The organism is Chitiniphilus shinanonensis DSM 23277 (assembly GCF_000374805.1).
GTDB classification, from domain to species: domain Bacteria; phylum Pseudomonadota; class Gammaproteobacteria; order Burkholderiales; family Chitinibacteraceae; genus Chitiniphilus; species Chitiniphilus shinanonensis.
The window spans coordinates 102,458-126,294 of record NZ_KB895347.1 but is presented as its reverse complement, the minus strand read 5'-3'; the positions used below and the strand labels follow the sequence as shown (position 1 = coordinate 126,294).

General features: G+C 62.2%; 36 protein-coding genes and 3 pseudogenes. 21 read left to right on the top strand and 18 right to left on the bottom strand.

Features of this window, described 5'->3' with window-relative positions; genetic code table 11:
- The coding region (locus C556_RS0113725) for a DUF6708 domain-containing protein (RefSeq protein ID WP_245559253.1) at positions 1-968 on the top strand (968 nt) is incomplete at its 5' end.
- 87 nt (positions 969-1,055) lie between these two features.
- Entirely contained in the window at positions 1,056-1,184 is a 129-nt protein-coding gene (locus C556_RS24110; protein WP_018748826.1) for a hypothetical protein, read from the top strand.
- Positions 1,185-1,240: 56 nt separating this feature from the next.
- Here C556_RS24110 and C556_RS24285 read toward each other — a convergent pair whose 3' ends face one another.
- The 4 genes and pseudogenes from C556_RS24285 to C556_RS23450 form a co-directional block, all read right to left on the bottom strand.
- Complete coding sequence (locus C556_RS24285) at positions 1,241-1,471, bottom strand: ThiF family adenylyltransferase (RefSeq protein WP_373279210.1); 231 nt, start codon at positions 1,469-1,471, stop codon at positions 1,241-1,243.
- Between the two features lie 2 nt (positions 1,472-1,473).
- Positions 1,474-1,584: pseudogene (locus C556_RS24280) on the bottom strand (ThiF family adenylyltransferase); the annotation flags it as partial.
- 25 nt (positions 1,585-1,609) lie between these two features.
- Positions 1,610-1,858 (bottom strand): annotated as a pseudogene (locus tag C556_RS24275) (HesA/MoeB/ThiF family protein); the annotation flags it as partial.
- Between the two features lie 103 nt (positions 1,859-1,961).
- On the bottom strand, positions 1,962-2,408 hold the full coding sequence (locus C556_RS23450) for a hypothetical protein (protein ID WP_211214732.1): 447 nt from the start codon (positions 2,406-2,408) through the stop codon (positions 1,962-1,964).
- Here C556_RS23450 and C556_RS24105 point away from each other — a divergent pair.
- Together C556_RS24105 and C556_RS0113700 are read left to right on the top strand one after the other, a co-directional pair.
- Positions 2,354-2,701 (top strand): phage tail protein, encoded by a 348-nt coding sequence (locus tag C556_RS24105; protein ID WP_157236184.1) that lies wholly within the window; start codon positions 2,354-2,356, stop codon positions 2,699-2,701. The two genes, C556_RS23450 and C556_RS24105, sit on opposite strands and share 55 nt — an antisense overlap.
- Complete coding sequence (locus C556_RS0113700; RefSeq protein ID WP_018748823.1) at positions 2,698-3,144, top strand: phage virion morphogenesis protein; 447 nt, start codon at positions 2,698-2,700, stop codon at positions 3,142-3,144. The genes C556_RS24105 and C556_RS0113700 overlap by 4 nt, the downstream gene beginning before the upstream one ends.
- Before the next feature lie 15 nt (positions 3,145-3,159).
- Here C556_RS0113700 and C556_RS0113695 read toward each other — a convergent pair whose 3' ends face one another.
- Positions 3,160-4,161, bottom strand: coding sequence for a hypothetical protein (locus C556_RS0113695; RefSeq protein ID WP_169338623.1), 1,002 nt, complete (start codon positions 4,159-4,161; stop codon positions 3,160-3,162).
- A 9-nt stretch (positions 4,162-4,170) separates the two neighbouring features.
- Here C556_RS0113695 and C556_RS0113690 point away from each other — a divergent pair, with 9 nt between their 5' ends.
- Genes C556_RS0113690 through C556_RS0113665 form a run of 6 tightly spaced genes read left to right on the top strand, consistent with a single transcriptional unit; the run spans position 4,171 to position 8,172 of the window.
- Complete coding sequence (locus C556_RS0113690) at positions 4,171-4,728, top strand: phage baseplate assembly protein V (RefSeq protein ID WP_018748821.1); 558 nt, start codon at positions 4,171-4,173, stop codon at positions 4,726-4,728.
- Positions 4,729-4,733: 5 nt separating this feature from the next.
- The gene (locus C556_RS0113685) at positions 4,734-5,075 is read left to right on the top strand and encodes a GPW/gp25 family protein (RefSeq protein ID WP_211214728.1); all 342 of its coding nucleotides are present in this window, start codon (positions 4,734-4,736) and stop codon (positions 5,073-5,075) included.
- A complete protein-coding gene (locus C556_RS0113680; protein ID WP_018748819.1) occupies positions 5,072-5,974 on the top strand; it encodes a baseplate assembly protein in 903 nt (300 codons plus the stop codon). The genes C556_RS0113685 and C556_RS0113680 overlap by 4 nt, the downstream gene beginning before the upstream one ends.
- Entirely contained in the window at positions 5,971-6,543 is a 573-nt protein-coding gene (locus C556_RS0113675) for a phage tail protein I (RefSeq protein ID WP_018748818.1), read from the top strand. Before C556_RS0113680 ends, C556_RS0113675 begins: the two co-directional genes overlap by 4 nt.
- The gene (locus tag C556_RS20440) at positions 6,543-7,640 is read left to right on the top strand and encodes a gp53-like domain-containing protein (RefSeq protein WP_018748817.1); all 1,098 of its coding nucleotides are present in this window, start codon (positions 6,543-6,545) and stop codon (positions 7,638-7,640) included. The genes C556_RS0113675 and C556_RS20440 overlap by 1 nt, the downstream gene beginning before the upstream one ends.
- A 4-nt stretch (positions 7,641-7,644) precedes the next feature.
- Entirely contained in the window at positions 7,645-8,172 is a 528-nt protein-coding gene (locus tag C556_RS0113665; RefSeq protein ID WP_018748816.1) for a DUF4376 domain-containing protein, read from the top strand.
- A gap of 17 nt (positions 8,173-8,189) precedes the next feature.
- Here the strand turns inward: C556_RS0113665 and C556_RS22360 are convergent, their stop codons facing one another.
- Positions 8,190-8,888: a PEP-CTERM sorting domain-containing protein gene (locus tag C556_RS22360; RefSeq protein WP_157236182.1), complete on the bottom strand. Its 699-nt coding sequence runs from the start codon at positions 8,886-8,888 to the stop codon at positions 8,190-8,192.
- Between the two features lie 256 nt (positions 8,889-9,144).
- On the opposite strand from C556_RS22360, the gene C556_RS0113660 reads away from it, so the two are divergent.
- Genes C556_RS0113660 through C556_RS22355 form a run of 4 tightly spaced genes read left to right on the top strand, consistent with a single transcriptional unit; the run spans position 9,145 to position 11,335 of the window.
- Complete coding sequence (locus tag C556_RS0113660) at positions 9,145-10,326, top strand: phage tail sheath protein (protein WP_018748815.1); 1,182 nt, start codon at positions 9,145-9,147, stop codon at positions 10,324-10,326.
- A 44-nt stretch (positions 10,327-10,370) separates the two neighbouring features.
- Positions 10,371-10,886 carry a phage major tail tube protein gene (locus C556_RS0113655; protein ID WP_018748814.1) on the top strand — a complete coding sequence of 172 codons (516 nt, stop codon included), beginning with the start codon at positions 10,371-10,373 and terminating at the stop codon, positions 10,884-10,886.
- Between the two features lie 33 nt (positions 10,887-10,919).
- Positions 10,920-11,210, top strand: coding sequence for a phage tail assembly protein (locus C556_RS0113650; protein ID WP_018748813.1), 291 nt, complete (start codon positions 10,920-10,922; stop codon positions 11,208-11,210).
- Between the two features lie 8 nt (positions 11,211-11,218).
- On the top strand, positions 11,219-11,335 hold the full coding sequence (locus tag C556_RS22355) for a GpE family phage tail protein (protein WP_018748812.1): 117 nt from the start codon (positions 11,219-11,221) through the stop codon (positions 11,333-11,335).
- On the opposite strand, the gene C556_RS23445 is transcribed toward C556_RS22355, so the two are convergent.
- Entirely contained in the window at positions 11,317-11,799 is a 483-nt protein-coding gene (locus C556_RS23445) for a hypothetical protein (RefSeq protein WP_169338622.1), read from the bottom strand. The genes C556_RS22355 and C556_RS23445 overlap by 19 nt on opposite strands.
- 22 nt (positions 11,800-11,821) lie before the next feature.
- On the opposite strand from C556_RS23445, the gene C556_RS23440 reads away from it, so the two are divergent.
- From C556_RS23440 to C556_RS0113630, 3 genes and pseudogenes are all read left to right on the top strand, one after another.
- A complete protein-coding gene (locus tag C556_RS23440; RefSeq protein ID WP_018748810.1) occupies positions 11,822-14,068 on the top strand; it encodes a phage tail tape measure protein in 2,247 nt (748 codons plus the stop codon).
- A 10-nt stretch (positions 14,069-14,078) separates the two neighbouring features.
- Positions 14,079-14,503: pseudogene (locus C556_RS23900) on the top strand (phage tail protein).
- On the top strand, positions 14,503-15,546 hold the full coding sequence (locus tag C556_RS0113630; RefSeq protein ID WP_018748809.1) for a phage late control D family protein: 1,044 nt from the start codon (positions 14,503-14,505) through the stop codon (positions 15,544-15,546). Before C556_RS23900 ends, C556_RS0113630 begins: the two are co-directional and overlap by 1 nt.
- A 165-nt stretch (positions 15,547-15,711) precedes the next feature.
- Here C556_RS0113630 and C556_RS0113625 read toward each other — a convergent pair whose 3' ends face one another.
- The 10 genes from C556_RS0113625 to C556_RS21750 all read right to left on the bottom strand — a co-directional run bounded on the left by C556_RS0113625 (position 15,712) and on the right by C556_RS21750 (position 20,831).
- A complete protein-coding gene (locus C556_RS0113625) occupies positions 15,712-16,038 on the bottom strand; it encodes a hypothetical protein (protein WP_018748808.1) in 327 nt (108 codons plus the stop codon).
- A gap of 14 nt (positions 16,039-16,052) precedes the next feature.
- Positions 16,053-16,493 carry a hypothetical protein gene (locus C556_RS0113620; RefSeq protein WP_018748807.1) on the bottom strand — a complete coding sequence of 147 codons (441 nt, stop codon included), beginning with the start codon at positions 16,491-16,493 and terminating at the stop codon, positions 16,053-16,055.
- Positions 16,494-16,585: 92 nt separating this feature from the next.
- Positions 16,586-17,110, bottom strand: a complete 525-nt coding sequence (locus C556_RS23125; RefSeq protein WP_157236181.1) for a hypothetical protein — start codon at positions 17,108-17,110, stop codon at positions 16,586-16,588.
- Positions 17,111-17,412: 302 nt separating this feature from the next.
- Positions 17,413-17,811: a hypothetical protein gene (locus C556_RS0113610; RefSeq protein WP_018748805.1), complete on the bottom strand. Its 399-nt coding sequence runs from the start codon at positions 17,809-17,811 to the stop codon at positions 17,413-17,415.
- Between the two features lie 38 nt (positions 17,812-17,849).
- Positions 17,850-18,344 (bottom strand): type II toxin-antitoxin system HicB family antitoxin, encoded by a 495-nt coding sequence (locus tag C556_RS20425; protein WP_018748804.1) that lies wholly within the window; start codon positions 18,342-18,344, stop codon positions 17,850-17,852.
- Positions 18,345-18,367: 23 nt separating this feature from the next.
- On the bottom strand, positions 18,368-18,613 hold the full coding sequence (locus C556_RS0113600; RefSeq protein WP_018748803.1) for a type II toxin-antitoxin system HicA family toxin: 246 nt from the start codon (positions 18,611-18,613) through the stop codon (positions 18,368-18,370).
- A 74-nt stretch (positions 18,614-18,687) separates the two neighbouring features.
- Positions 18,688-19,497: an SH3 domain-containing protein gene (locus C556_RS0113595; protein ID WP_018748802.1), complete on the bottom strand. Its 810-nt coding sequence runs from the start codon at positions 19,495-19,497 to the stop codon at positions 18,688-18,690.
- A gap of 38 nt (positions 19,498-19,535) precedes the next feature.
- Entirely contained in the window at positions 19,536-20,114 is a 579-nt protein-coding gene (locus C556_RS0113590; protein ID WP_018748801.1) for a PH domain-containing protein, read from the bottom strand.
- A gap of 69 nt (positions 20,115-20,183) precedes the next feature.
- The gene (locus C556_RS20420; RefSeq protein ID WP_051083243.1) at positions 20,184-20,624 is read right to left on the bottom strand and encodes a BRCT domain-containing protein; all 441 of its coding nucleotides are present in this window, start codon (positions 20,622-20,624) and stop codon (positions 20,184-20,186) included.
- A 3-nt stretch (positions 20,625-20,627) separates the two neighbouring features.
- Complete coding sequence (locus C556_RS21750) at positions 20,628-20,831, bottom strand: hypothetical protein (RefSeq protein WP_051083242.1); 204 nt, start codon at positions 20,829-20,831, stop codon at positions 20,628-20,630.
- 485 nt (positions 20,832-21,316) lie between these two features.
- Between C556_RS21750 and C556_RS23120 the strand changes: the two genes are divergently transcribed.
- The 4 genes from C556_RS23120 (at position 21,317) to C556_RS0113565 (ending at position 23,234) form a co-directional block, all read left to right on the top strand.
- Positions 21,317-21,700, top strand: a complete 384-nt coding sequence (locus C556_RS23120; protein WP_157236180.1) for a hypothetical protein — start codon at positions 21,317-21,319, stop codon at positions 21,698-21,700.
- Between the two features lie 251 nt (positions 21,701-21,951).
- Positions 21,952-22,089 carry a hypothetical protein gene (locus C556_RS23115; protein ID WP_018748799.1) on the top strand — a complete coding sequence of 46 codons (138 nt, stop codon included), beginning with the start codon at positions 21,952-21,954 and terminating at the stop codon, positions 22,087-22,089.
- 102 nt (positions 22,090-22,191) lie between these two features.
- Positions 22,192-22,833: a replication endonuclease gene (locus C556_RS0113570; protein ID WP_018748798.1), complete on the top strand. Its 642-nt coding sequence runs from the start codon at positions 22,192-22,194 to the stop codon at positions 22,831-22,833.
- Between the two features lie 14 nt (positions 22,834-22,847).
- Positions 22,848-23,234: a hypothetical protein gene (locus C556_RS0113565; protein WP_018748797.1), complete on the top strand. Its 387-nt coding sequence runs from the start codon at positions 22,848-22,850 to the stop codon at positions 23,232-23,234.
- A gap of 8 nt (positions 23,235-23,242) precedes the next feature.
- Here C556_RS0113565 and C556_RS0113560 read toward each other — a convergent pair whose 3' ends face one another.
- The gene (locus tag C556_RS0113560) at positions 23,243-23,719 is read right to left on the bottom strand and encodes a hypothetical protein (RefSeq protein ID WP_026263089.1); all 477 of its coding nucleotides are present in this window, start codon (positions 23,717-23,719) and stop codon (positions 23,243-23,245) included.
- Positions 23,720-23,837 lie beyond the last annotated feature (118 nt).

The following is a 23,837-nucleotide window of genomic DNA, read 5'->3' as shown; positions in this document are numbered from 1 at the left end:
TTGGAACTCAAACGGATTTACGAGTAATGGATTACGCTGGGCTCACCGCCAAGTACAAGGTCAATCGCCCATTGAGCGATGCTGAAAAGCAGCACCACCTGCCACAGACCAAGGCCAGTTCCGCCAAGCCGTTGGCTCAGACTTCAGTAATCCAGATGAATTCGACCTACCTGGAGTGCAGCGATAAGTTCTATCCCTGGAAAGGCCTGATGACTGCATTCACAGGCTTTGTGATTTGGCTGATTGGGTATGCCCTCAGCAGTGTCGCCATAATCAGCATTACTGAATGGCCTGGAATCAATGCGGATCAACGGCAGCAATCCATCCTCACCTTCTTGGCTATGTGTGCCATGTCAGCTCCGGTGATTCTACTGGCACTTTGGTTCCTAAAAAAGGAAGCCTTCCGCTACACCCATTACCCACTACGCTTTAACCGCAAGACCGGCATGGTGCATGTATTTCGTCTGGACGGCACCACGCTGAGCGTGCCCTGGCGCGAGATTCATTTCGCACTCAATCCGGCCCAGATGCGTAACTTCTGGGAGGTGCGCGGGCATGTGCTCAGTGAGGATCGCTCCACGGTGCTCGAAACCTTTGTACTGCCAACCTATGCCAGTTGGGAGAGTCCTTACTTACTGGCGCAATGGGAGTTCGTGCGGCACTACATGGAAAAAGGCCCCGCCCAATTGCTGGAGCAAGTGCAGTACACACTGAATATCGCCGACCGGCGTGAAACCCTCTGGTTCGGCTTTCGACGCCTGATGGCCATTTTCAGCTCCGCGCCACTGCTGGCCTTGCTGATGTCGCCGTTGCTATTGCCCCTTTCCATCGTCCGCTGGATCACCATGCGCACCTGCAAAATCCCCCAATGGCCAGAGGAAGTGGAAGCACAAAGCCAGATCAGCCCCAAAGACCGCTACCGGCGCGATGCACATCCCCCATATGTGCCGCCACGGCAACAGAATTGAAGCCACTGTCTTGATCTATCCCTTTCCATGCTCACCGATCTCAATCCTTAACTCAGAAATGTTGGACCTCAAAAGGATTTACGAGTAATGGATTACGCCGGGCTCACCGCCAAGTACAAGGTCAATCGCCCATTGCGCGATGCCGAAAAGCAGCGCCATCTGCCACAGACCAAGACCTGGACGTGTGTTCCACCTCATGGACTGGTGCACTACTAGACACTTTTTTTCGTCCATAGCTCCGCTGCCACAACACGTGCAATCCGGGTCGCGGGCTAGGCGCAGGCGTTGAAACGCATATCAAGCACGTTGAACTGCAGCAGATATCCCGACAGGGACATACCCAAGCCAAGGATCAGTTTGATGGTTGCGGTGACTTGCAGCAGTCCAATCGTCCCAGGCCGCACGCCGAGCACTCCAGCTTCGGTACAATTGGGAGCCCGTTCCGCTGTCGGCTCAGGATACAGACAACGATAACAACCACCATCGCGTCCCTTGGCGAGCAAACCGCCATTTGGCCCTCGAACCCCTGGACTGTGCCGTAGACCAACGGCAAGTTAAGCCGCACGCAGGCATCGTTGATGAAGTAGCGTGTAGCGAAGTTATCGGAATCGTCCACCACACTAGGTCATGACCACCCAGCATTACCTCGACATTATCGGGCACCAATCGGGGGCGCCGAGCGATGAACTCGACGGTGGGCTGATCGCCAGCACTGCATCCTGGCCCGATTCCACTTTGGCCATCCTGATATCCACACCCCGGTGCAACACCTGTCGATGCAGGTTGCTGCGGTCAACCATATCGTCGTCGATCAGCGTCAGACGACCGACTCCCGCCGCAGCCAAGTACAAGGCGATGGGTAAGCCCAGGCCCCCTGCACCGACCAGCGCAACCCTGGCGCGGCAAGCCGGTGCTGTCCGGCCAGCCCCACCTCAGGCAGGCACAGCTGTCTGGCGTAACGCTGCAGGAAGTCCGGCTCCTCGGTGACTACGCTCATCGGCTGAACTCGCGCAGCAGATCGTAGCCATCCCAGATCGGGGCGAAATCCAGCGCGTGCCTCAGCGGGACGATGCGCTCGATGCCACATGGCCCCGCCTGCTGTGCTCGACGCTGAAGCCGAAATAGCCCAGGGTCTGGTCGCGGCGTTCCAACGGGGGTCAGATCCTCCAGCGCATCCAGCCGCCATTGCGCAAAGGCGCCGGTGCCCAGCGAGCGACGTGATGGAGTCGGTGGTGTGCTGAGTTGCAGGGCGATTTCGTTGCCGCACCACTGCACGGCGGTCACCTGCCCCTGCGCGGCCAATTGGTAGGCATCGACCTGCTTGCGAATCGACATCACCGCATCCAACTCGGAGCAGCGCTCGCCGACCGCCTGCTGCAGCAACGATGCGAAGATCGCCTGCACCCGACGGGTGGTCTTGGCATCGCAGCCCCAGAACACTGTGCGGGGCGAGGCACAGGCGGCCCGGCCAAAGAGATAGGCATCGGTATGGCCCAGAGCATCGCCGCGACGGCTTCACCTTCGAGGCCGACCTGCTCAGCCATGGCGGCATCGACCTCTCCCTGAAACTACGGCTGACCGAGCGCGTGGTGGTGCGCGAGGGCGCCGGCGACGCGCTGCTGGCCGAGCACTGCGCCGAGCCACCGGGCAACGTCCAGCCGGTCGAGGTGACACAATGGACCCTGGTGGCCGGCGGGGAGTTGATCGCCAGCTGGCCCGCGATCACGCCATGAACGATCTGCTCGATCTGGAGCGCGCCGTCGGCGGCCTGCTGTCGCAGCTCGAAGCCCCCGCCCGCCGCAAACTGGCGCGGCAGGTGGCAACCCAGCTGCACCGCAGCCAGGTCGGACGCATCGCCCAGCAGCGCAACCCGGACGGCACGCCTTACGCGCCGCGGCGCCCGCAACTGCGCGAAAAGCAAGGGCGCATCCGCCGCACCATATTTGCCCGCCTGCGCACCGCCACCTACCTCAAGGCCGCCGCCGACGCGGACAGCGCCGCAGTCGAATTCGCCGGCCGCGTCCTGCGCGTGGCGCGGGTCCACCAGTTCGGCCTGGATGATCGCGTGCGCCGCAACGGGCCGGTGGTCCGCTACCCGGCGCGGCAACTGCTCGGCTTCACCGATGCCGACGAGCGCCTGGTGCTGGATCTGGTCATGGCGCACCTGGCGCCATGAATGCCCCCTTGTCCTCTATTCGGCCACCGTCGCAGCAACGCAGTCCACGCCGGGTTGTATAGTCACCTCACCGACTGGCCTGGATTTCAGATTATAAAGAATGCCCTTGATCCGGATATCGTTTTCCCGAAGAAACGATAATTCCCGCCCATTGCACACATAATCCCGGACTATGGATCGAAACGTGGCCCAGTGCTCTTCGGATACCGGCTCCGTCATCAGCCAGGGAAATACCAGAAACAAAAATACGATGGGCTTCCCTGGAACGGCCATACCGCCAGCATGATAAATGCCGAACGCAACATGACTCGGCAATAGCTTATTCATCTCGCCCAGCGCGTCATTCAGCGCCCGCTGCCGTGCCGGATCGATCGCCAACTTGCTTTCCGCCGGACTGAGCGTCAGCGGGTTGTTTGCGGCAGAATCGACCCCGTCGCAATCCTTCTCGAATTTCATCAATATCTGTTCGATCGGCGCGCCGTCCAGCCCCTGAAGGGTAAATGAAGCCTCGGCCTGGTTCCGGATAAACATCCCCGCACCCGGCGTGGAACACAGATACCGTGTCATCTCATCAAGACTGCCATTCAGGACGCCATCGGGCAGGGCATTCCTATCCGCCGTCCAGGTAAGGAAAATGTTGATTCTCTTTCCCGGCCCACTCGTCATGGGCTCCAGACGCAGCCCGGAGCCAAGGCTCATCGGCAGCGCCTGATTATTTTTTGCAACGGATTTCTCAATGAAACCCATCACTTCAGCGTCGTCCAGTTTTCGATCGAAACCTGCCGATTCATGTTCTGTTTCATCCGCCACCGCAATGGCGGCATTCGCCAATAAAAAAACAATAAAAATCATACCCAATATTTCTTTGATCATTTCTTGCCCTTGACAGGATGCGAACAGGCATAAGCCGAACACACGATTATTCGCACCCTTTACGCCAAAGCCAAGCCTCCCCCTCATCGCTGCCCGGCCCTGGCACACCAGTTCCCACGCGACCACCGCCCGTGCGCGGCGCATCCTCGCGCCATGAACCCGATTCCCGATCTCGCCCGCCGCCTGGAAAGCGCCTTGCGCCTGGGTACCGTCGCCGCCGTCGATCACGCCGGCGCCCGCTGTCGTGTGACCACCGGCGGCCTGCACACCGAGTGGCTGCCCTGGCTCGCACTGCGCGCCGGTCATACCCGCAGTTGGAATCCCCCTACCCCCGGCGAGCAATGCGTCGTGCTGGCGCCCAGCGGCGAGCCGGCCGCCGGCGTAGTACTGCTGGGCCTGTTCAGCGACGCCGCGCCCGCTCCGTCCAGCGACCCCGACGAAACGCTGACCGTGATGCCGGACGGCGCCACCCTGCGCGCCGGCAACGAGGTGGTGCTCGACACGCCGCAGACCACCTCCACCGGGCGCCACACCATCGAGGGGCTGCTCAGCTACCTGGCCGGCCTGTTCGGCGACGGCTGCGCCGGTGGTGGCTCGGTCATCCATGGCCCGGTCACCCAGGTGGGCGGAGCCATCACCAGCAACGGCATCGCCGTCGACAACCACCGCCACGCCGAATCCGTCGGCGACGTCACCGGGCCACCGCAATGATCGGCATGGATACCGGCTCGGGCCGCTATGTCGGCGACGCCGCCCACCTGCAGCAGTCGATCCACTGCATCCTCTCAACCCCCATTGGCAGCCGCGTGATGCGCCGCGAGTTCGGCAGCCTGCTGCCCGGACTGATCGACCAGCCCCTGGTCGGCGGCACCGTGCTGCGCGTGCTGGCCGCCTCGGCCATGGCGCTGATGCGCTGGGAGCCGCGCCTGCGGATCAGCCTGGGCGGCGGCAACGCCGCCGGCCAGCTGGTGATCGACATCGAGGGCCAACTGGTCGACGGCCCACGGCGGGCGGGGTTGGCGCTGTCGGTGCCGTTGGCGATGGGAGGTGCCGCATGACGTTCGATTTTTCCCGGCTGCCACCGCCCGACCTGGTGCGCGACGTCGATTTCGAAACCATCCTGGCGCAGCGCAAGGCCAGATTGCTGACGCTGCTGCCGCCCGAACGCGTGGCCGAGGTCGAGCGCACCCTGCAGCTCGAATCCGAGCCCATGACCATCCTGTTGCAAGAGGCCGCCTACGCTGAAATGCTGTTCCAGCAGCGCGTGAACGAGGCCGCGGTGGCCAGCATGCTGGCCACCGCCCAAGGCGCCGACCTCGACAACCGTGCCGCCGACTACGGCGTCGCCCGCCTGCTGATCACCCCGGCCGCCCCGGCGGCCGTGCCGCCGGTGGCAGCGGTGTGGGAGTCCGACCAGCGCCTGCGCCTGCGCGCGCAGATGGCGCTGGAAGGACTATCGGTCGCCGGGCCGCGCGCGGCCTACGTGTTCCACGCATTGTCGGTGTCGGCCAACGTCGCCGACGTCGCCGTGCACAGCCCCGAGGGCAATGGCGTGGTCCACGTTTACGTGCTTGACGCACGCAACGGCGGCGTGCCGGACGAGGCGCTGCTGGCCAAGGTCGGCGCCGCGCTCAGCGCCGAGACCGTGCGCCCGCTGTGTGACAAGGTCACCGCCAAGCCCGGCGAGCCGATCGACGTCATCATCCACGCCCGGATCGAATTCGAGCCCGGCGGCGAAACGCTGTCCGGCGGCCTCGACGCGGCGCGAGCCCGGCTCGCCGCACTGCTGCGGCAGCGTCGCGCGCTGGGCCAGGTGCTGCCGGTGTCCGCCATCGACGCCGCCCTGCACAGCGATGGCGTGCGCCGGGTGCAAGTGCTCGCCCCGGCCGCCGACGTGGTCTGCGCCCTGCAACAGTTCCCCCGTGCCACGACCATCACCCTGGAACGCTGGCCATGACCGTGCGCAGCGTGTTGCCGCCCAATCGCACCGCGCTGGAGGACGCGCTCGCCATCACGCGCCGGCCCCAGGCCGATCCCGCAGCACTGCGGTACCTGAGCGACGCCGCCCGGTGCCCCGCCCCACTGCTGCCCTGGCTCGCCTGGCTCGCCTGGCAGCGCAGTGTCGACCGCTTCGATTCGGCCACCACCGAAGCCCAGCAACGCGCGCTGATCGCCTCGGCCATCGACGTGCATCGGCACAAGGGCACGGTGGCCGCAGTGCGCCAGGTCTTTCGGGATCTCGGGCTCGGCGAAGTCACCCTCGACGAAGGCGCCAACGGCCACGCCTACGACGGCAGCGTCAGCTACGACGGATTCGCCAACTACGACGACGTGGGCGGCTGGGCCGAGTACCGCGTGCACATCGACAAACTGCTGTCGGTCAGCCAGGCCACGCTGGCGCGGGAAATCCTCGCCGACGTCGCCCCGGTGCGCTGTCAGCTGTGGGGGCTGGATTTCACCGGCGCCGAGCTGCTCTACAACGATCTCGCCGCCTACGACGGCGGCTACACCTACGGAGTCGCCTGATGGCCAACCTACCTGTCCCGGTCACGCCGGGGTTTCCCGACGTCTACCAGCTCGAACTGACCGACCGCGTGAAGGGCGGCGCCGGCGGTACCGCCAACCTGCAGGCCACCCAGCTTGCCGAGCGCGATGCGTGGTTGCGTCAGGAGCTGGAAGCGGGCCGCGATGATTTCGCCGGCCACCTGGCCGCCGCCGACCCGCATCCGCAGTACCTGACCGAGCCCGACGGCGATGCCAAGATCGCCGCTGCCGTCGCCGCGCTGGTCGCCGCCGCGCCCAGCACGTTGGACACCCTCAAGGAACTGGCCACCGCGCTGGGCAACGATCCGAGTTTCGCCACCACCATCGCCAACGCGCTGGCCTTGAAAGCGCCGTTGGCCAGCCCCGTGCTGACCGGCGCGCCGACCGCGCCGACGGTGGCGCAATTCGACAGCTCGACAGGGTTGGCCACGACAGCATTTGTCCAGCGCGCGCTGGGGAATTTTGCAGGAGATTCGGCGGTATCAACGTCCCAGGTATTAACGGCAGCACAGGCGGGTAGAACGATTACGGTGGGCGGGACCGTCACATTGACGCTGCCGCTCTCTTCCACGGTGCCGACGGGGGCTACGTATCAAATCAACAACGCGGGTAACGGGATCGTCACTGTGCAAGCCGCCGCCGGTGACAACCTGTACGCGATTGGCACCGCGACGCCGTTGACGCATAGCCTCGGACCCGGCGACACCATCACCATTGCATATGTGGGCGGTAAGCAATGGTTCTCCTGGGGAGGCGTCCAGTTAGGCATGTCGTCCACGTTTGGCTCATCGCTGGCCGCCAATGGCTATCAACGATTGCCCAGCGGTCTGATCATGCAATGGGGTAGAGCAACAATACGAGCTGCTACCCCCAACGTGCGGGTGACCCTGCCGACGGCGTTTCAGAGCCAGTTTTTGTGGGGGATGGCTGGGATTTCCGGCCCAGGCGTCATTGGCAACTCGTACACCGTCACCGGGCCGATCAACGAGAGTTTGACGGCGATGGAATTCAATGACTACGTGAACGGAGCGCTGATCACCGGGGTTGGCACGATTCAGTTTTTGGCATTGGGGAGATAGGGAGATGGACATGTTTTACGCTGCGAGTACCAGTGGGTTTTACGACCCGTCCATCCATCAGCGGATACCGCCCGACGCGGTGGAGATCACGCATGCAGAATATGAAGCTCTGTATGCAGGCGTCGCCAGCGGGTTCGATATTGAGATCGACTCAATGGGACGGCCGGTGCTCGTGGCACCCCAACCGCTACCTGTTGAGGATTTGCGCGCTGCCGCATCGGCCCAACTGCCTGCGTGGGAGGCGGCCGAGCGTACTGCCAGCATCGAGCACGCCGGCCGCCGCTGGCTGACCACGCCCGAGGCATTGCAGGACATCCGCGACGCACTGCTGGCCGGGCTGGTGCCGGGCGGGGTATGGATCGACGCCGCCCGTGAGCCGGTGCCGATGACGCTGGCCGAGCTGCAAGCGCTGTGGGCGGCGTGCGTGACCCGGGGCGCGGCGATCTACCAGCGCCGGCTGATGATGGAGGCCGAGATCGCGGCCATGGATGCAGGCCAGCTCGTCACCTTTGCACCAAACTGGCCTGCGTAGCGAGCGTAGGGCAGGATCTATTCACGGGTCCGACGGGTCTTGCCTCGCTTGCGTTGACCAGCCAGCAAACCCAGCAAACCCACCCCCATCAGTGCATAGGTTTCCGGCTCGGGCAATGCGACCAGAGTATTGAAATCCGGCGCCCGAGCTGGATTGGTGGAATTGGGGTCGAATGTAAAATTAAAGTTGTCCAGATATACCTGCTGTTCCGGATCGTTTTTTCCCAGAGAACTGACAAAATACAACTGAGTGGATTCGAACCTGCGAAAATATGTATAAACCTCGTTTTGCGCCCACCTGTGATAGTAAAATTCCGATGCGGCATACCCGGGAAGGGTGGGTAAAATACCAAGCAAAGCGTCCTGGGTGTAGGTAATTCGATCGAACGCAACATCGAAGCTGTTCAATGCAAACTCGCGACCATCAACCCGCCTCACCCCAAGTATTCGACTCTGATCCCAGAATATCGCCGGGCCGCTGGGATTTTGCACGAATTGACCGCCCAGCCATCTACCGTTTGCGATGCTCAGGCCGGGGGAATCCCGAGGAATGTCCGGGCTTCGTGGGAGGCTGGCAAAAATATAATCACCTATTACCAAGAGATTCCCATCGTAATAACCGGGTTCACTGAAATCGATAACCACTGCCGCGGCAGGTGTACTCACCCCAGCAATAGCCATGACGCTGAAAATAATACGTAACAGATCGGGTTTCATGGATTGGTCTCCAGTTGATTTCGATTGGTAACGGGAGCCCCGGCCCCACATCCGATTCGGCTCCCACCCTGGGTAGGCATAGAAGAGGAATGAGGCGCAAATCTGTGCGTCCGGCGAATGGGCTCTGGCATTGGACGGCCGGCGAGGCCGCATTGCCTTGCGGCAACAGTGCCTGATCGCGGCACAGCATCCACCCAAAGTCCCCGACCAGCGAGCGCGGCATCCTAGGACAGTCACCACCCGGAGCCCCGCCACCATGGCCACCGATTTCCATCACGGCGTGCGCGTCATCGAGATCAACGAAGGCGTGCGCACCATCCGCACCATCCGCACCATTGCCACGGCCGTGATCGGCATCGTGTGCACCGCGTCGGATGCCGACGCCACCGCCTTCCCGCTCGATACCGCCGTCCTCATCACCAACGTCAGCCAGGCCATCGGCAAGGCCGGCACCGCCGGCACGCTGGCCAAGACGCTCGACGCCATCGCCGATCAGTGCTCGCCCCTCATCGTCGCGGTGCGCGTCGCCGAAGGCACCACCCCGGCCGAGACCACCAGCAACCTCATCGGCACCACCACCAGCGCAGGGCGCTACACCGGGATGAAGGCATTGCGCGCGGCGCAGGCGCAGCTCGGCGTCACCCCGCGCATTCTGGCCGCGCCGGGGCTCGACACGTTGCCGGTGGCCACCGAACTGGTGGCGCTGGCGCAGGAGCTGCGCGCCTTCGTCTACGCCGCCTGCGATGGCTGCGCCACCAAGGAAGAGGCGGTCACCTACCGCGAGAACTTCGGGCAGCGCGAGATCATGCTGCTGTGGCCGGATTTCACCGCGTGGGATACCGCGACCAACGCCGCCGCGACCACCTGGGCCACCGCCCGCGCGGTGGGCCTGCGCGCCAAGCTGGACGAGGAACAGGGCTGGCACAAGAGCCTGTCCAACGTGGCCGTCAACGGCGTAACCGGCCTGACGCGCGACGTGTATTGGGATCTGCAGAACCCCGCCACCGACGCTGGCTACCTCAACGCCAACGAAGTCACCTGCCTGATCAACAAGGACGGCTATCGCTTCTGGGGCAACCGCACCTGCTCCGACGAGCCGCTGTTCGCCTTCGAGGTGGCGACGCGCACCGCCCAGGTGCTGGCCGACAGCATCGCCGACGCCATGATGTGGGCGGTCGACAAGCCGCTGACCCCCATGCTGATCAAGGACATCGTCGAAACCATCAACGCCAAGATGCGCGAGTGGAAAGCCAACGGCTACCTGATCGACGGCCAGGCCTGGTACGACGAGGACGCCAACACCCCGGCCACCCTCAAGGAAGGCAAGCTCGCCATCGACTACGACTACACCCCGGTGCCGCCGGCGGAAAACATCATGTTCCGCCAGCGCATCACCGACCGCTATTTCGCCGACTTCGCCGCCCTGATCAATAGCTGACCCGGCGGGCCGGCGCCGCCGGTCCGCCCTGACGAGGAATCGCCATGGCCCTGCCCCGCAAACTCAAGAACCTGATGCTGTTCGTCGATGGCTTCGGCTACGACGGCCAGATCAACAGCGTCACCCTGCCCAAGCTCTCCCGCAAGATCGAAGCCTATTCCGCCGGCGGCATGGTCGGCGCCGCCGGCATCGACCACGGCCTCGATGACGACGCGCTGATCGTCGAGTGGGAGCGCGGCGGCTGGGCGCGCGAGGAACTGCTCGCCCTGGGCATTCCCAAGCTCGACGGCGTACTGCTGCGTTTCACCGGCTCGCTGCAACGCGAGGACACCGGCGACGTCGACGCCATCGAAATCGTGATGCGCGGCCGGCACGAGGAGATCGACCGCGGCGACGCCAAGAAGGGCGAGGACACCACCAGCAAGATCAAGACCCGCTGCGTCTACTACAAGGAAACCTTCAACGGCGTGACCGACGTCGAGATCGACGTCCTCAACATGGTCGAGATCATCGGCGGCGTCGACCGCCAGGCGCAGCACCGCCGCGCGCTCGGTCGCTAAGCCCACCCTCCCCCGACTCCCTCCAGGACCACCATGACCACCGCCCAGATCACCCTCGACACACCCATCGTTCGCGGCGACACCACCATCGACCGGATCACCCTGCGCAAGCCCTCGTCCGGCGAGCTGCGCGGCATTTCCCTGGCCGATCTGACGCGCCTGGAAGCCAGCGCGCTGATCGCCCTGCTGCCGCGCATCAGCGACCCGACCCTGCTGGCCGAGGAGGCGCGCCGGCTCGACCCGGCCGACCTGATGCAGTGCGGTACGGAGATCGTGAGTTTTTTGCTGACGAAGGCGGTGAAGGCGGAATACCAGATCGGGTAGAAGAAGCCATGGCCGACATCGCCACCGTGTTCCACTGGCCCCCGCAGGCCATGCACGATTTCACGCTCGCCGAGCTGATGGCGTGGCGTGAACGTGCGCGCGTGCGTTACGAGCGCGACCAATGAGCGGGCGCGAACTGCGCCTGCAGGTGGTGCTGTCGGCCATCGACCGGGCCACCGCGCCGTTGCGCGCGCTGACCAAGAGCAGCAGCACTGCCAGCCGCGAAGTGCGCGACCTGCAGGCCAAGCTCAAGGCGCTCAATGCCACCCAGGGCAAGGTGGATGCCTACCGGCAGGCATCGCGCGCCGTGGGCGTGGTTGGCGGCCAACTGCGTGAGCAGCAGCGCTACGTGCAGCAGCTCAAGGCGGAAATGGCAGCCACCGCGGCCCCTACCGCAGCCATGACCAAAGAGCTGATGCGCGCCCAGGCTGAGTTCTCCCGATTGCGCGGCGCGCAGACCCGCAATATCGAAACCCAGCGCCAGCTGCGCGGAGCACTGTTCGAACAAGGCGTCGACACTAAGAAAGCTGGCCGCCCACCAGAGGCAGCTGGCCAGCGATACCGAGCGGGTATCCGCCGCGCTGGACAAGGAAAAGACGGCCCTGGCCAGGGTGAACGAGCAACAGCGCAAGCTGCATGGCGCCCGCGCGCAGTACGACAAGAGCATAACCCAGCGCAACGCGCTGCTCGGGGCAGGTGCCAGCGTCGGCGCGGCGGGCGCAGCCATCGGCGCGCCGGTGCTCAAGGCGGTATCCGAATACGCCACGGCCGAGGACGCGGCGATGCAACTGCGCGTCTCGCTGATGGGCGCCGACGGCAAGGCGGGCGCCGAGTTTGCGCGCATCAACGCCATGGCCACCGAATTGGGCAACCGGCTGCCCGGCACCACGGCGGATTTTCAGAACATGATGACCATGCTGGTCCGCCAGGGCATCCCGGTGCAGAACATCCTGGGCGGCGTCGGCAAGGCCACCGCCTACATCGGCGTGCAACTCAAGATGGCGCCGGATGCGGCCGCCGAATTCACCGCCAAGTTGCAGGATGCCACCCGCACCACCAATGACGACATGCTGGCGCTGACCGACACCATTCAGCGCGCCTACTACCTGGGTGTCGATCCCAACAACATGCTGGAAGCGTTCAAGGGCCTGGGGCCGGCCATGGACCTGATCAAGCAGAAGGGCCTTGAAGGCGCCAACGCCCTGGCGCCGTTCGTGGTCATGCTCGATCAGGCGGGCATGCGCGGCGAAGCCTCGGGCAACGCCATGCGCAAGGTGATTTCGCGCGGGCTGGACGTGGACAACGTCAACAAGGTGCTCGATGGCCTGAAGACGGAAAAAGGGATCGATATCCAGCTCGACTTCACCAACGGCAAGGGCGAGTTCGGCGGCGTGCCGAAGATGATCGCCGAGCTGTCCAAGCTCAAGCATCTCGACACGGTCACCCGGTTACAAGTGCTCAAGGACATCTACGGCGACGACAAGGAAACCAACGAAGCGCTGTCGAAGATCATCGACAAGGGGCAGCAGGGCTACGACGACGTGATCCACCGCATGCAGGACCAAGCCAGCCTGCAGCAGCGCGTCAACAACCAGCTCGGCACGCTGCGCAACCTGTGGGATGCCACTTCCGGCACCATGACCAACGCCCTGGTCGCCTGGGGCGAGGCCATCGCGCCCGAGGTCAAGGCGGTGACCGAATGGCTTGGTGGAGTCGCCGAAGGAGTCGGCACCTGGGCGCGGGAGAATCCGCGCCTGTCCAGCACGCTCATGAAGATCGCCGCGATCCTGGCCGTGGTACTGGTGGTCACCGGCGCGCTGATGGTGGCCATGGCCGGCGTGCTCGGCCCGATGATCATCATCCGACACGGGCTGGCCATGCTGGCGCTCAATGCCGGCACCGGCGCAGGCTCGCTGGGTATCCTGGGATCAGCCTTCAAATGGCTGGGCGGCATTGTCGCCACCGTCGGGCGCGCCATGCTGCTCAATCCGATTGGTCTGGTCATCACCGCCATCGCCGTCGCGGCGTACCTGATCTATCGCTATTGGGCACCCATCAAGCAATTTTTCGCGGGCGTATGGGCGTGGATCGATGGAGTGTTTGACCGCTACCCGATCCTCAACCGGATCTTCCCCTTCATCGGCGCCGCCCGCCTCATCATCAACAATTGGGAAGCCATCAGGCAATTCTTCGCCGGGCTGTGGGGCGAGGTCGCCCGCGCATTCGATGGCGGCATCGCCGGCATTGGCGCGCTGCTGCTCAACTGGTCGCCCCTGGGGCTGTTCCATCGCGCCTTTGCCGCGGTGCTGGCATGGTTCGCCATCGACATCCCCGCCAAATTCACCGACTTCGGCCGCATGGTGGTCGATGGCTTGGTCGGCGGCATCGTGGCCAAGTGGGATGCGGCCAAGGCCAAGCCGCTGAAGCTGGTCAACCAGTTGCCGGCCGGCGTGCGCAAGGTGCTCCGCATCAACTCCCCCTCGCGGGTGTTCGCCACCATCGGCGGCTGGGCCATGGCCGGGCTGACCCAGGGCCTGGGGCGCGGCAGCGGCGCGCCGCTCGGTGCCATGCTCGACACCGCGCGCCGGCTCACCACCGCCGGCGCCAGCATCGTCATCGGTGCCACAGCGGGTCCAGCCCAGGCCGACAGCGCCCCGCTGCGCCTCGACACCCGGCCGCCGCTTTCGGCGCGCACCGGCGCGGGCGTCAGCGTGGCTGGCGATCAGGTCACGATCCAGATCAGCGTCGGCCCCGGCCAGTATCTGGCCGAGCTGCGCAGTATGCTGGCGCAGTTGCTCGACGAGCGCGACCGGACCAAGGCGGCCCGGATGCGCTCGATGCTGTCGGATCGCGACTGAGGTGGCCGGCATGATGATGGCACTCGGGATGTTCGTGTTCGGGCTGCGCAGCGTGCCCTATCAGGCGCTGCAGCGGCAGCTCGCCTGGCGCCACGCCAGCACCGCCCGGGTCGGCCTGCGACCGGCCCGGCAGTACCTCGGCAAGGACGACGAAACCATCACCTCTCCGGCGTGCTGCTGCCGCAGCTCACCGGCGGGCCGGCATCGCTGGCCGACCTGGAGGCAATGGGCGACGAGGGCGCGGCCTGGCCGCTGCTCGACGGCGAGGGCAACGTCTACGGCCTGTACGTGATCGAGTCGCTACAGACCACCAGCAGCCTGTTTTTCGACAACGGCACCGCCCGCCGCATCGAGTTCAGCCTGGTGCTCAAGCGCATCGACGACGACGCCGTCGACCAGCTCGGCACACCACCGATGGCGATGGAGGCCACCTGATGGACCCGCGCCCGCGCGTCGCCCGGCCACTGTTCCGCCTGGCCATCGATGGCGAGGACATCACCCAGCGGTTGGAAGATCGCCTCGAATCGCTCACCCTGACCGACAACCGCGGTTTCGAGGCCGATCAGCTGGATCTCACCCTGCTCGACCACGACGGCCGGCTCGCCCTCCCCCGCCGCGGCGTCAAGCTCTCGCTGTCCCTGGGCTGGTCCGACAGCGGCCTCGTCGACAAGGGCACGTACCTCGTCGACGAAGTGGAGCACAGCGGCAGCCCGGACAAGCTCACCCTGCGCGCCCGCAGCGCCGACCTGCGCGCCGGGCTCACCACCCAGCGCGAGCACAGCTACCACCGCCAGACCGTGGGCGCCATCGTCCGCACCGTCGCCGCCCGCAACCAGCTGCAGCCGGTGCTCGGCGAGGGGCTGGCCGACGAGCAGATCGAGCACCTGGACCAGACCAACGAATCCGACGCCAACCTGCTCACCCGGTTGGCCCAGCAATGCGACGCCATCGCCACCGTCAAAGCCGACCGGCTGCTGTTCTGCCGGGCCGGCCAGGCGGCAACCGCCACCGGCGATCCGCTCCCCACCGTGACCATCACCCGCGCCAGCGGCGACAGCCACCGCTTCACCTTCGCCGACCGCGACGCCTATTCGGCCGTCACCGCCTATTACCACGACGGCAAGGCCGCCAGGAAACGGGCGATCACCGTCAATGGCAAAGGGGCAACCTCCGGCAAGGGTACCAACCCCAGCAGCGACAGCGTGCGGGTGCTGCGCCACACCTACGCCACCAAGGCCACCGCGACCCGCGCCGCGAAAGCCGAATGGGAGCGCCTGCAGCGCGGCGTGGCGCAGTTCGCACTGACCCTGGCCCAGGGCCGGCCGGATCTGTTCCCGGAAACGCCGGTGACCGTGGCGGGGTTCAAGTCGGAGATCGATGGCGAGGGGTGGCTGGTGGTGCGGGTGGTTCATGCTCTCGGCGGTGGCGGGTTCACCACGGCACTGGAGCTGGAATTGCGACCGATAGCCGAAGTGTGAGGGAAGCCCGCAGTTTCCGGGCTTCGTTTGTTGGCTGCACTCGTAGACTCAGCTGGAGGGTGGCGTTGCAGGCAGGCCGAGCTGCCTGGCCAGTGCGACATATTCGGCCACGGCGCGAACGACATTTCGTACATACTGCTCACTCAGTCCCCAAGCGCAACCTACTTACAAAAATACCTTGAATGCAGTAGAAACAATCGTGTCAATTAGGCCATTTACAAAGCGATCAAGTGCAACTTTGGCCAGCCCTTTTTGCTTTAAAGCTGCGAGCTCGACCAAGTCCTTCTTCCCGGCCATAAGCCATTCAAAATCATCTCGGGTCAAACCGCCATTTGCCAGCATTTTTGTCCATCGCTCCAAATCATCTTTCGATCTTTCGATGAACGCCCCCCCATCGTCAATTGCAGAATTTTTGTATGCTTTCCAGCTATACTCTGCAAATTCAATCAATTCCGTTTTCAGTGCCTCAACAAATCCATCAAAGTCAGCCATGACATCCTCCTTTATTAATTTTGACCATCACCCGGCTTAATTTTTCCGCTTTCAAGCCCGATAACCATATCAAAACCATCAGACACCAGGCCCTTAGCCTGCAGAATAAACTGCCCATCTAGAGTTTTTTTCTCTTCCCACCGCTTCAGAAACCCACCCAACGAATTGCGAGACGGGTCTTTAATAATAGTCCATTGCTTTGTGGTTATTTCATTCTTGGGAAGGCCCTTCGAATATTCATAAGCCTTTTCGACGTTCAGCTTCAAGGCATCAACTGCTTGCCGTTGACTATCATAAGGCTCGGTAGCCTTGTCCATTATCGCAAGCGCCTCAACCTTGAGTGATGTGGCTTGCTCATAGGCTTTCTGGCTAAAGGGCGTAATTGATGAACACCCAACCAACAAGCTCACCGCCCAACAAAGCACAAGCCGACTACACAGCGCCAAAATCTTCATACCATATCTCCTTTTTATAAATAGAAACAACGATTTTATTTTACAAAATCACTTTCAAAAAGGCTTTTTCATCTTTCAATTTCAACGCCAAGCTACCTTAGAGGAACAATAGAAATAAAAGCCTCATCCGCCCTTTCCTTCCAATCTACAACCCCATCAAGGCGGAGTCGGTAGACACCACCTTCAAAATTGAATTTATGCAAAGTGTGAATGGGGACTTCAAATGTCTGCTCGGCGACTTCATCACCACTAAGAGTCACATAAATCTTCTGCGCGCCAACCTTAACATCTCGACAAAAAATATGAAGCATAGCCCCGTTTTTTCCTTTGACATCAATGGAATGCTGTTCAGAGATTGGGTGCTCCTTTACTTTTTCTATAAGAACTTCAGAAGAGTTTGTGAAAAACAACGGAATGTTCCCTTGCTCCACATAGTGCTTAAATACAGTCACCCCAGCTCCAACCACTTCAACTAGTAACGCAAAAAAAAGTATCCTGGATCTTGAAGGAAAGGGTATCTTCCGAAGCCCCGCAGTATCTAAAAACGAGAGTACTCCCGTCGCAACGAACAATACAATACAGAACCATACGATGATAAATATAGGCCAAGAATTCATGTATCCCTCTTTGTTAGCCGCAAGCTGTATTTTTGTAAAAATTCAGAAATTTCAAATTCACATAAAAATTTTATTTTTTGAACCTTCCTTCAGCTTCTTTAGCCTCCCCACCTCGGAAAAAACATAGGCAGATTTCCGATATAGACCAGTTTTAATTTATCCGATAGCCATTCCAACCACCACACGCCGCTTCACCCACCACTGCAGCATCCGAGCTATGCCATGCCATCCGCCACAGCGCCCGCTGAGGCAAAAAAAAGCCCGGAAATTCCGGGCCTGGCTCTTCTTGAATAAGAATAGGTTTACTTACTCGGCGTGCCGTCGATAACCAGCTCAACATCCTCGGGGACCATATTGAGCGGGATACCTTTCGTACTTAACCCGGCCCCCTCCATCAGTAATCGGAGCTGACGAAGCGTCAATGGCATGCCGGAAGAAACGATATCCACTCGAATTTGTGGGTCCTTCAATCGTTCACAAAGGTCATCTTCACTCTTGCTTTCAGGCAGCACCACATTGATTTGGGTGGTTAGTGTAGCGATGAAATGAGGGGCACCTTCACTTTCAATTTGCTCATCAGTTGCCCCATCGTTTCGTACCGAGATCGTATTGGTTAGGGTCGCATAGGGGCGCTTGCCATTCTTCACCTCGATTGAGCAGGCCGGGGCAAGATCAATCTGAAAGCCATGAGTCTCATCCATCGTGTTCCTCAGGGCACATTCAGTGACCCGGAACGAAACTATTGCAAACGTGGGGACAGCCACTTCGCTCCTCCTGGGAATGCTTCATTTGGTTCAACACTCGCCTTCAGTGTCGGATGGTTCGACGGGAACTCAGAGATTTGCCCCATGGTGGGTTGCGTCTCAAAGCTGTGAATATGGCGATGCTCAACGGTATCTGGCTTGCGTACATAGCACTCCAGGGCGTCTTTCACCACATCATTCAGCGAGGTACGTTTACTCACAGCGAGCAGCGAGAGTTGCTGATGCAGCGCCGGCGATATGCGCACATTGAACAAACCCCTGCATGGCTTGTTCGGCTCCACCCCACGTTCCTCGCAGTGAGCAAGATAGGCATCCACTTGGCTCTTGAATGCCTTTTCAACCTCATCGACGCTCACGCCGTCGTACATGATCACGTCGTTGATGAACAGCAGCTTCCCAAAAAAGCAGCGGTCCTCGGCGCTGAACTCCACCGAGCCACTGTACCCTCGGTACTCCAGCACGTTATCCATCGTCATCTTCCTTTCATCATCACTCACACATCCATCTCATCGAGCACCACCAGCACTTCTTTAAGCTGGTAGCGCTTCATGATGCCGCTGGGATGCGGTCGGTAAGTGTTCAGGCGGCGGCCCGTCACATGCTCGAAGAAGCAGTGAGAGCCGCCGCCTGATTGGACCAACGTCCATTCCAACGATTCCAACAAGGCTACCAGCTCCTCGAACCGGTAGTCGGAGGGGCAGGACTTCAGTCGCTGGAGGCGCTTGTCGTTTTTGGTCATGGGATATTAGCAAAGCTGATATTTTTAGTAACTATATTTTAGTTACATCCGTCGATGCGGGTCCATCCAGTGCGTTAAAACGCCCACGCCCCAAAGAGGATGCCGACGAAGGCAGCCATCGCAGTCACTGTTATCCAGCGTTGACGCGCAGTGGCTGTGCGCGCCGCCAACTCGGTCCGGAGGTCGATCAGCTCCTGCCGCAGCTTCCCCACCCGCTCCCGGTACATCTCGGTCTGCGCTTTCGCCTGGGCAATCACTGCCATCGCCTGAGTGCTGAGGTCGTCCGCCTTGAGCTTGGCTTCCGCCTTCGCGCGGTTGAGTTCGTTGCGGTGCTGGGCGGCCGTGTCGGCGCGGCAGCTGGTGCAGTCGTGGGTACAGGTGGGGGTTTCCAGGAAGGTCAGCACCTGCTTGATCTGCGTGAACGACAGATCCTTGAAAAAGCTGATGCCGAACTCGCGCGCGGCGTACAGCTTGGCGCGATCGCGCTGGGTCGGGTCGCCTTCGGTCACGGTCAGCAGCATCGACAACAGCTTGCGGGTGCGCTTGGCTTCCTCGGCGTTGCCCAGCTCGCGCTGCAAGGCGGCGACGCCCAACCGATAGCCATCGCCAGTCAGTTGGTCGATGGTTTCCACGTCCGCCGCCTCGTGCACGATGCGCCACGCCCGCTTGGCTTCGCCCGCGTCGCCCAGGCTATCCCACGCGGCCAGCAGGTCGCCGACCAGCTCATGCAGCTTGGCGCGCTGGGCCGGGACCATTGGCACCGCCGAATCCGGATTGGGATCGACCGCCATGCGGATGGTATTACCGGTCTGCAAAACCTGCGGCGTCACGATGCCCTGCACCGTGTTGATGTGGAGTGACTCCCGTTTCATCGATTCATCCATTGCACATTCAATTTGCCCCTCACCACCGGAGGCACCTGTCAGCCCAGGATCCGGGCCTTCTGCTGTTCGAATTCTTCTTGCGACAAAATGCCACGTTCCTTCAACGATGCCAGGCGTTCGAGCTTCTCGATGATCTCGTCGCCACTGCTCGCCGAGGTAGGCTGCGGAGCCACAACAATGGCAGCGGCTTTGCTTTGGGCCTGATGGGCGGCGATGGCATCGCGCACGCGATTGGTAAATGGCACCACCACCTTCTTCACCACATTGTCGATGGTCCGCTCGGCAGCCCCATCCTGAATCCGGATCCGACCGAGCAGGAGGCCCGTTTCCCCCGTGACGGCATTGATCTTGTCCAGGTTGATGGTGGTTTGCTTCAGGCCATACAGCAGCCCTTTGTCGAGGAAGATCACCCGGCGATCCGTCAATGCGATCAGCCAGGTGTTGCCATCCATCAGCCCTGAACAGAACCCCAACACCTGCTCACCATCGGCCAATACTTCAGGCAAATGGTTGAGTTCTTTCTTGGTAAAGAACTGGTCATCACCAATTTCCGCAGCCAAGCGCTTGTATTCGACATTGCGCTCTGCCGGCGCGGCATTCTTGAAATCAAAGGCCATCAAAGACTCCCTCTCTGATCCGGGTTCATCACGACTTTCTCATCGCTCCGTCAAGGTGTTGCCGACGGCCTATGCAGCACGCGCATTCGCTTGCGCCAACGCCGCCGTCCATTGCCGCTCGGAAATCAGCGCAATGCCATGGCCGTTGTCGATGTGGCGCAGCGCGGTTTCGATCTTTCTACCGTAGGTGGTATGGGCCCAATCGGGCTCGATCATGCTGCCGACGACGAGGTAGTCGAGCTGGGTGGTCACGCCCTCGCAGGAGATAGCGCCGAATTGCTCGATGGCCCGGTGACACGCCTTGCGCGTACCGTAGATGAATTGACCGGTGAAGCAGAAGCGTCGCTCGGGGAACAGGATGTGTGGGTCGTCGTCGAAGGGCAGATCGGCCGGGACGCACTCGGCGCTGCCGGTTTCGGCGAACTCATCGCCGGCGATGCTCTTCAGGGTGATCAGCAGGTCACGGCGTTCTTCGTCGGTGATCACGCCATCGCGCAGGATCTCGTTCACCCGTCAGCTGATCTCCTTGCCGCTCCAGGCCTGGGTGACCTCGGGGTACTGAGCCAGCCAAGCCGACAGGAAATGCACTTCCTGGTCGTTGAGATGATCATCCGCGGTGATGCCCTGGCAGATGCCCAGCAGGTGTTCGGTGGCTTTCTTCAGCGCAGCCTTGTCCAGCCATAACGCCTTGCCGGCCGCATTAGACGTGGCACTCATGGAACCCCCTTCAATCACGTATGTATGTGTAAAGTGGGGGCCCGGCGCTGGTGGCCGCCCCGCACTTCACTTCTACGCCGACCGGTCGGCAAGACCGGCCCCCTGTTACGTCTGAAGTACCCCAGTGCGCGGGCGGTGCCCGCTATTTCTTTTTCTTGCCGGCGTCGTCGAACGAAAACGCACCCGGCGGCAGTTCAACCGGCGCCGTGGTGTTGGTGCCTTGCAGGGTGTTGTGTGGACTGTGGCCGCCGGCCCCAGGCCAGCGATCAAAGCTCCGAGAGCCGCAGCTCGTACCGTGGGCGGCGCGGCGTCATACGCCGCAACCAACTGCTGATGCTCTGCCTCGTTAACGTATGGATCACGGCGCCCCGTGAGCACATACATGACATCAACACCCGCGCGGTACAGCGCAGCCAAGTAGGCAGCATCAGGTGACCGTTCGTCGGACTCATACTTGTACTGCGCATTCCCCTTCAGGCCGCCAAGTGCTGCAAACCGCTCTGCACTTAGGTTCAGCCGCTTTCGCTCTTCCAGAAGGCGCTTACCAACTCCACTCATTCGAGTTCAAAAATCCTTTATTTCCACTCAAATGGGTTGAATGCTGCGGTTGTGCTCAATTAATCTCGGTCGATCATACCACCATGACAGCTTTGCGACAGCCACGCCGACGTGCGCCTAAAGGTGTCGTCACCGGTAAGCCGATCTGGACCCGGCTGCTGCCCAATGAGCGCGCGTGTTTCGACGCGCTCAACGCCCAGGAGGGCTACTCCGACAGCGAACTCGGCCGCCGCCTGATGCTGCCCGGCCTGTGCGAAGCCGCCGCGCTCGCGGGGCTGGCGCACTTACTGGAGGTGCAGCATGAAAGCTAGTCGTAAAAGCCGCATGCTGCCTGTGAACAAAGCCACCGCACACGCTGACGGCGGCAGTGTTCGTGCTCCGCATCACAACCCCTCCGCTTGAGGTGGTCGCCATGTCGACTCCGTCCGTCCCCCAGAAAGACAGCGGCAATACGCAGTTCCTCCGCCCCAAATGCGGTGGCCATACGGTCACGCGCAGCAGCTGCTACGTGTAGCCGACCGCCAAGCGCGCCACCAACCAGTGCAAGTGCTGCGGCAGTCGCATGGTCATCGATTGCCAGGTCGCCGCGTTCCTGGAGGCGAATTTCGTGCCGAACCGCTCGGTGTTCATGCACACCGAGCGCCAGGGTGCCGCCAACGATGACAGCCAGCCGGGCCTGAATTTCAGCCCGGGTAGCTAGCGCCCCGCGGCGCGTCGGCGCACCGCTCTCCTTCCCTTTTTCATCTCTGCCCATCGTGCCCAATCCGGGCGGCGAGGGGCGAGTTACGCCCGGAGGAATCGCATGAGCTACGACAGCTTCGCTCGATTGGTACAGGCTTTGCGCACGTTGGAGGGTCGCGCCCAACGCGAGGGCCTGAGCGCGTTCTTGATCACCCTCTCCCTGCCCGCCCGCTTTCATGCGCAGTCGCCATGCTATGGCGGCATGACGCCCGCCCACGCCCCGGCGTGGCTGATCGAGGTATGGGTCAGGGTTCGTCGCCGCTGGTTGCAGCAGGGAATACGTGCGGCCGGAGTGCGCTGCGTTGAGCCCCATCGTGATGGCTGTCCGCACTGGCACCTGCTGCTGTGGCTGCCGACAGATCGGGCTGCGGAGGCATTGGCCGGACTGCGCCAGTGTGCGCTGGCGGATGCCGGGAATGAAGCTGGCGCGGTAAAACACCGCGTGTATATCGAGCCGGTGGATGGCCGCCGAATCAGTGCGGTCGATTACTTGGTGAAGTTTCTCGGCCGCCCGGAGTCCTTCCGTCAGGTCGCCTGGTATGCCCGCTGGCAGATCCGTCCCTTGGTGCTGATCGGCGATACCCGTATGGGCCAGCCGCCTGCAGGTGTTTGGCACCGGGCCCGGGATGTGGGCGCCAGCCTGTGGCGCAGGCTGCGGGTGGGGATGGCGGCCATCACGTCACGCCAGCCAGCGCAGGGCTGATTCGAGGCGCCACCATGATGACGCCCGAGGAAATCCTCGCCCACGATCAGGCCGTCGAACGTTGCCAGGAAAACGGTTGGCGCCTGCCGCCTGGGGTGTCGGCGCAGGTGCGCGGCACCGAGCGACCGCTGACCAAGCGCCAGCGCGACGCCATCGCCACTGTCGCGGACGAAGTCTATGCCTTCGCGGAGCACATCCAGCCCAAGCTGCAGGCGCTGGCCCTGGCCAATGTCGCCGGCCTGGAGCTGCCGACGCTACGCAGTGTGTCGGTGTCCATCGGCCTGCCGCCGGCCGCGATCAATCGCCGGCTGGATCAAGACGAGGCGGCGCGGCAGCGCGGCATGGTGCACTCGCCGCTGACGCGCGCTGAGCCGGCGCCGGTGTCGAGGACGGCGGCATGAACAGCATTTCAAGCAAGCGTCGCCATGAATCGTTGCCAGCGGCTCAAGACATACAGGCCCTCGCCGCAGCCCAGTTCGGTGGCCGCGTCGTTGTAGGCGACCGGACGCAATCCTTCGATCCAGGGGCAGCACGCCGCATGCAGCTCGGCGATGTCGGCCTCCAGGGCCGCCGGGTCTTCACCAGCCACGAAGCGCTTCAGCAGTTGCCCCCATCGAACATGCCAATCGCGGAATTCGTAGATTTTCTCGGTGGGCGAGATCTGGTTCTCCAGCACGGTGGTGATCGCCACCATCAGCCCGACGGCAATCCCCAGGGCGGAGATCTGTGCAGCAAGAGTTACCACTGCGCCGGCCCCCGCCAACAGGTTGATGCCAGCCAACCACTTTTTCAGATGCCGATACAGGCGCTGGTGCCGCTCGTTCAGACAAAGCCCGTACTGGATATCGAATTTGATTTCAAACGGCGTGCGGTTGGCTGCGTTCATTTCTATGGTCCTTTGGCTTTCGGTTTGGGTGCCGGCGGCGCCGGCTTCGGTGGACGCTGGTTCTTGAAATTTTCCTTGTCCATGGTGGCTCCTTTGCTGGGTGATTTCGTCGGTCTGG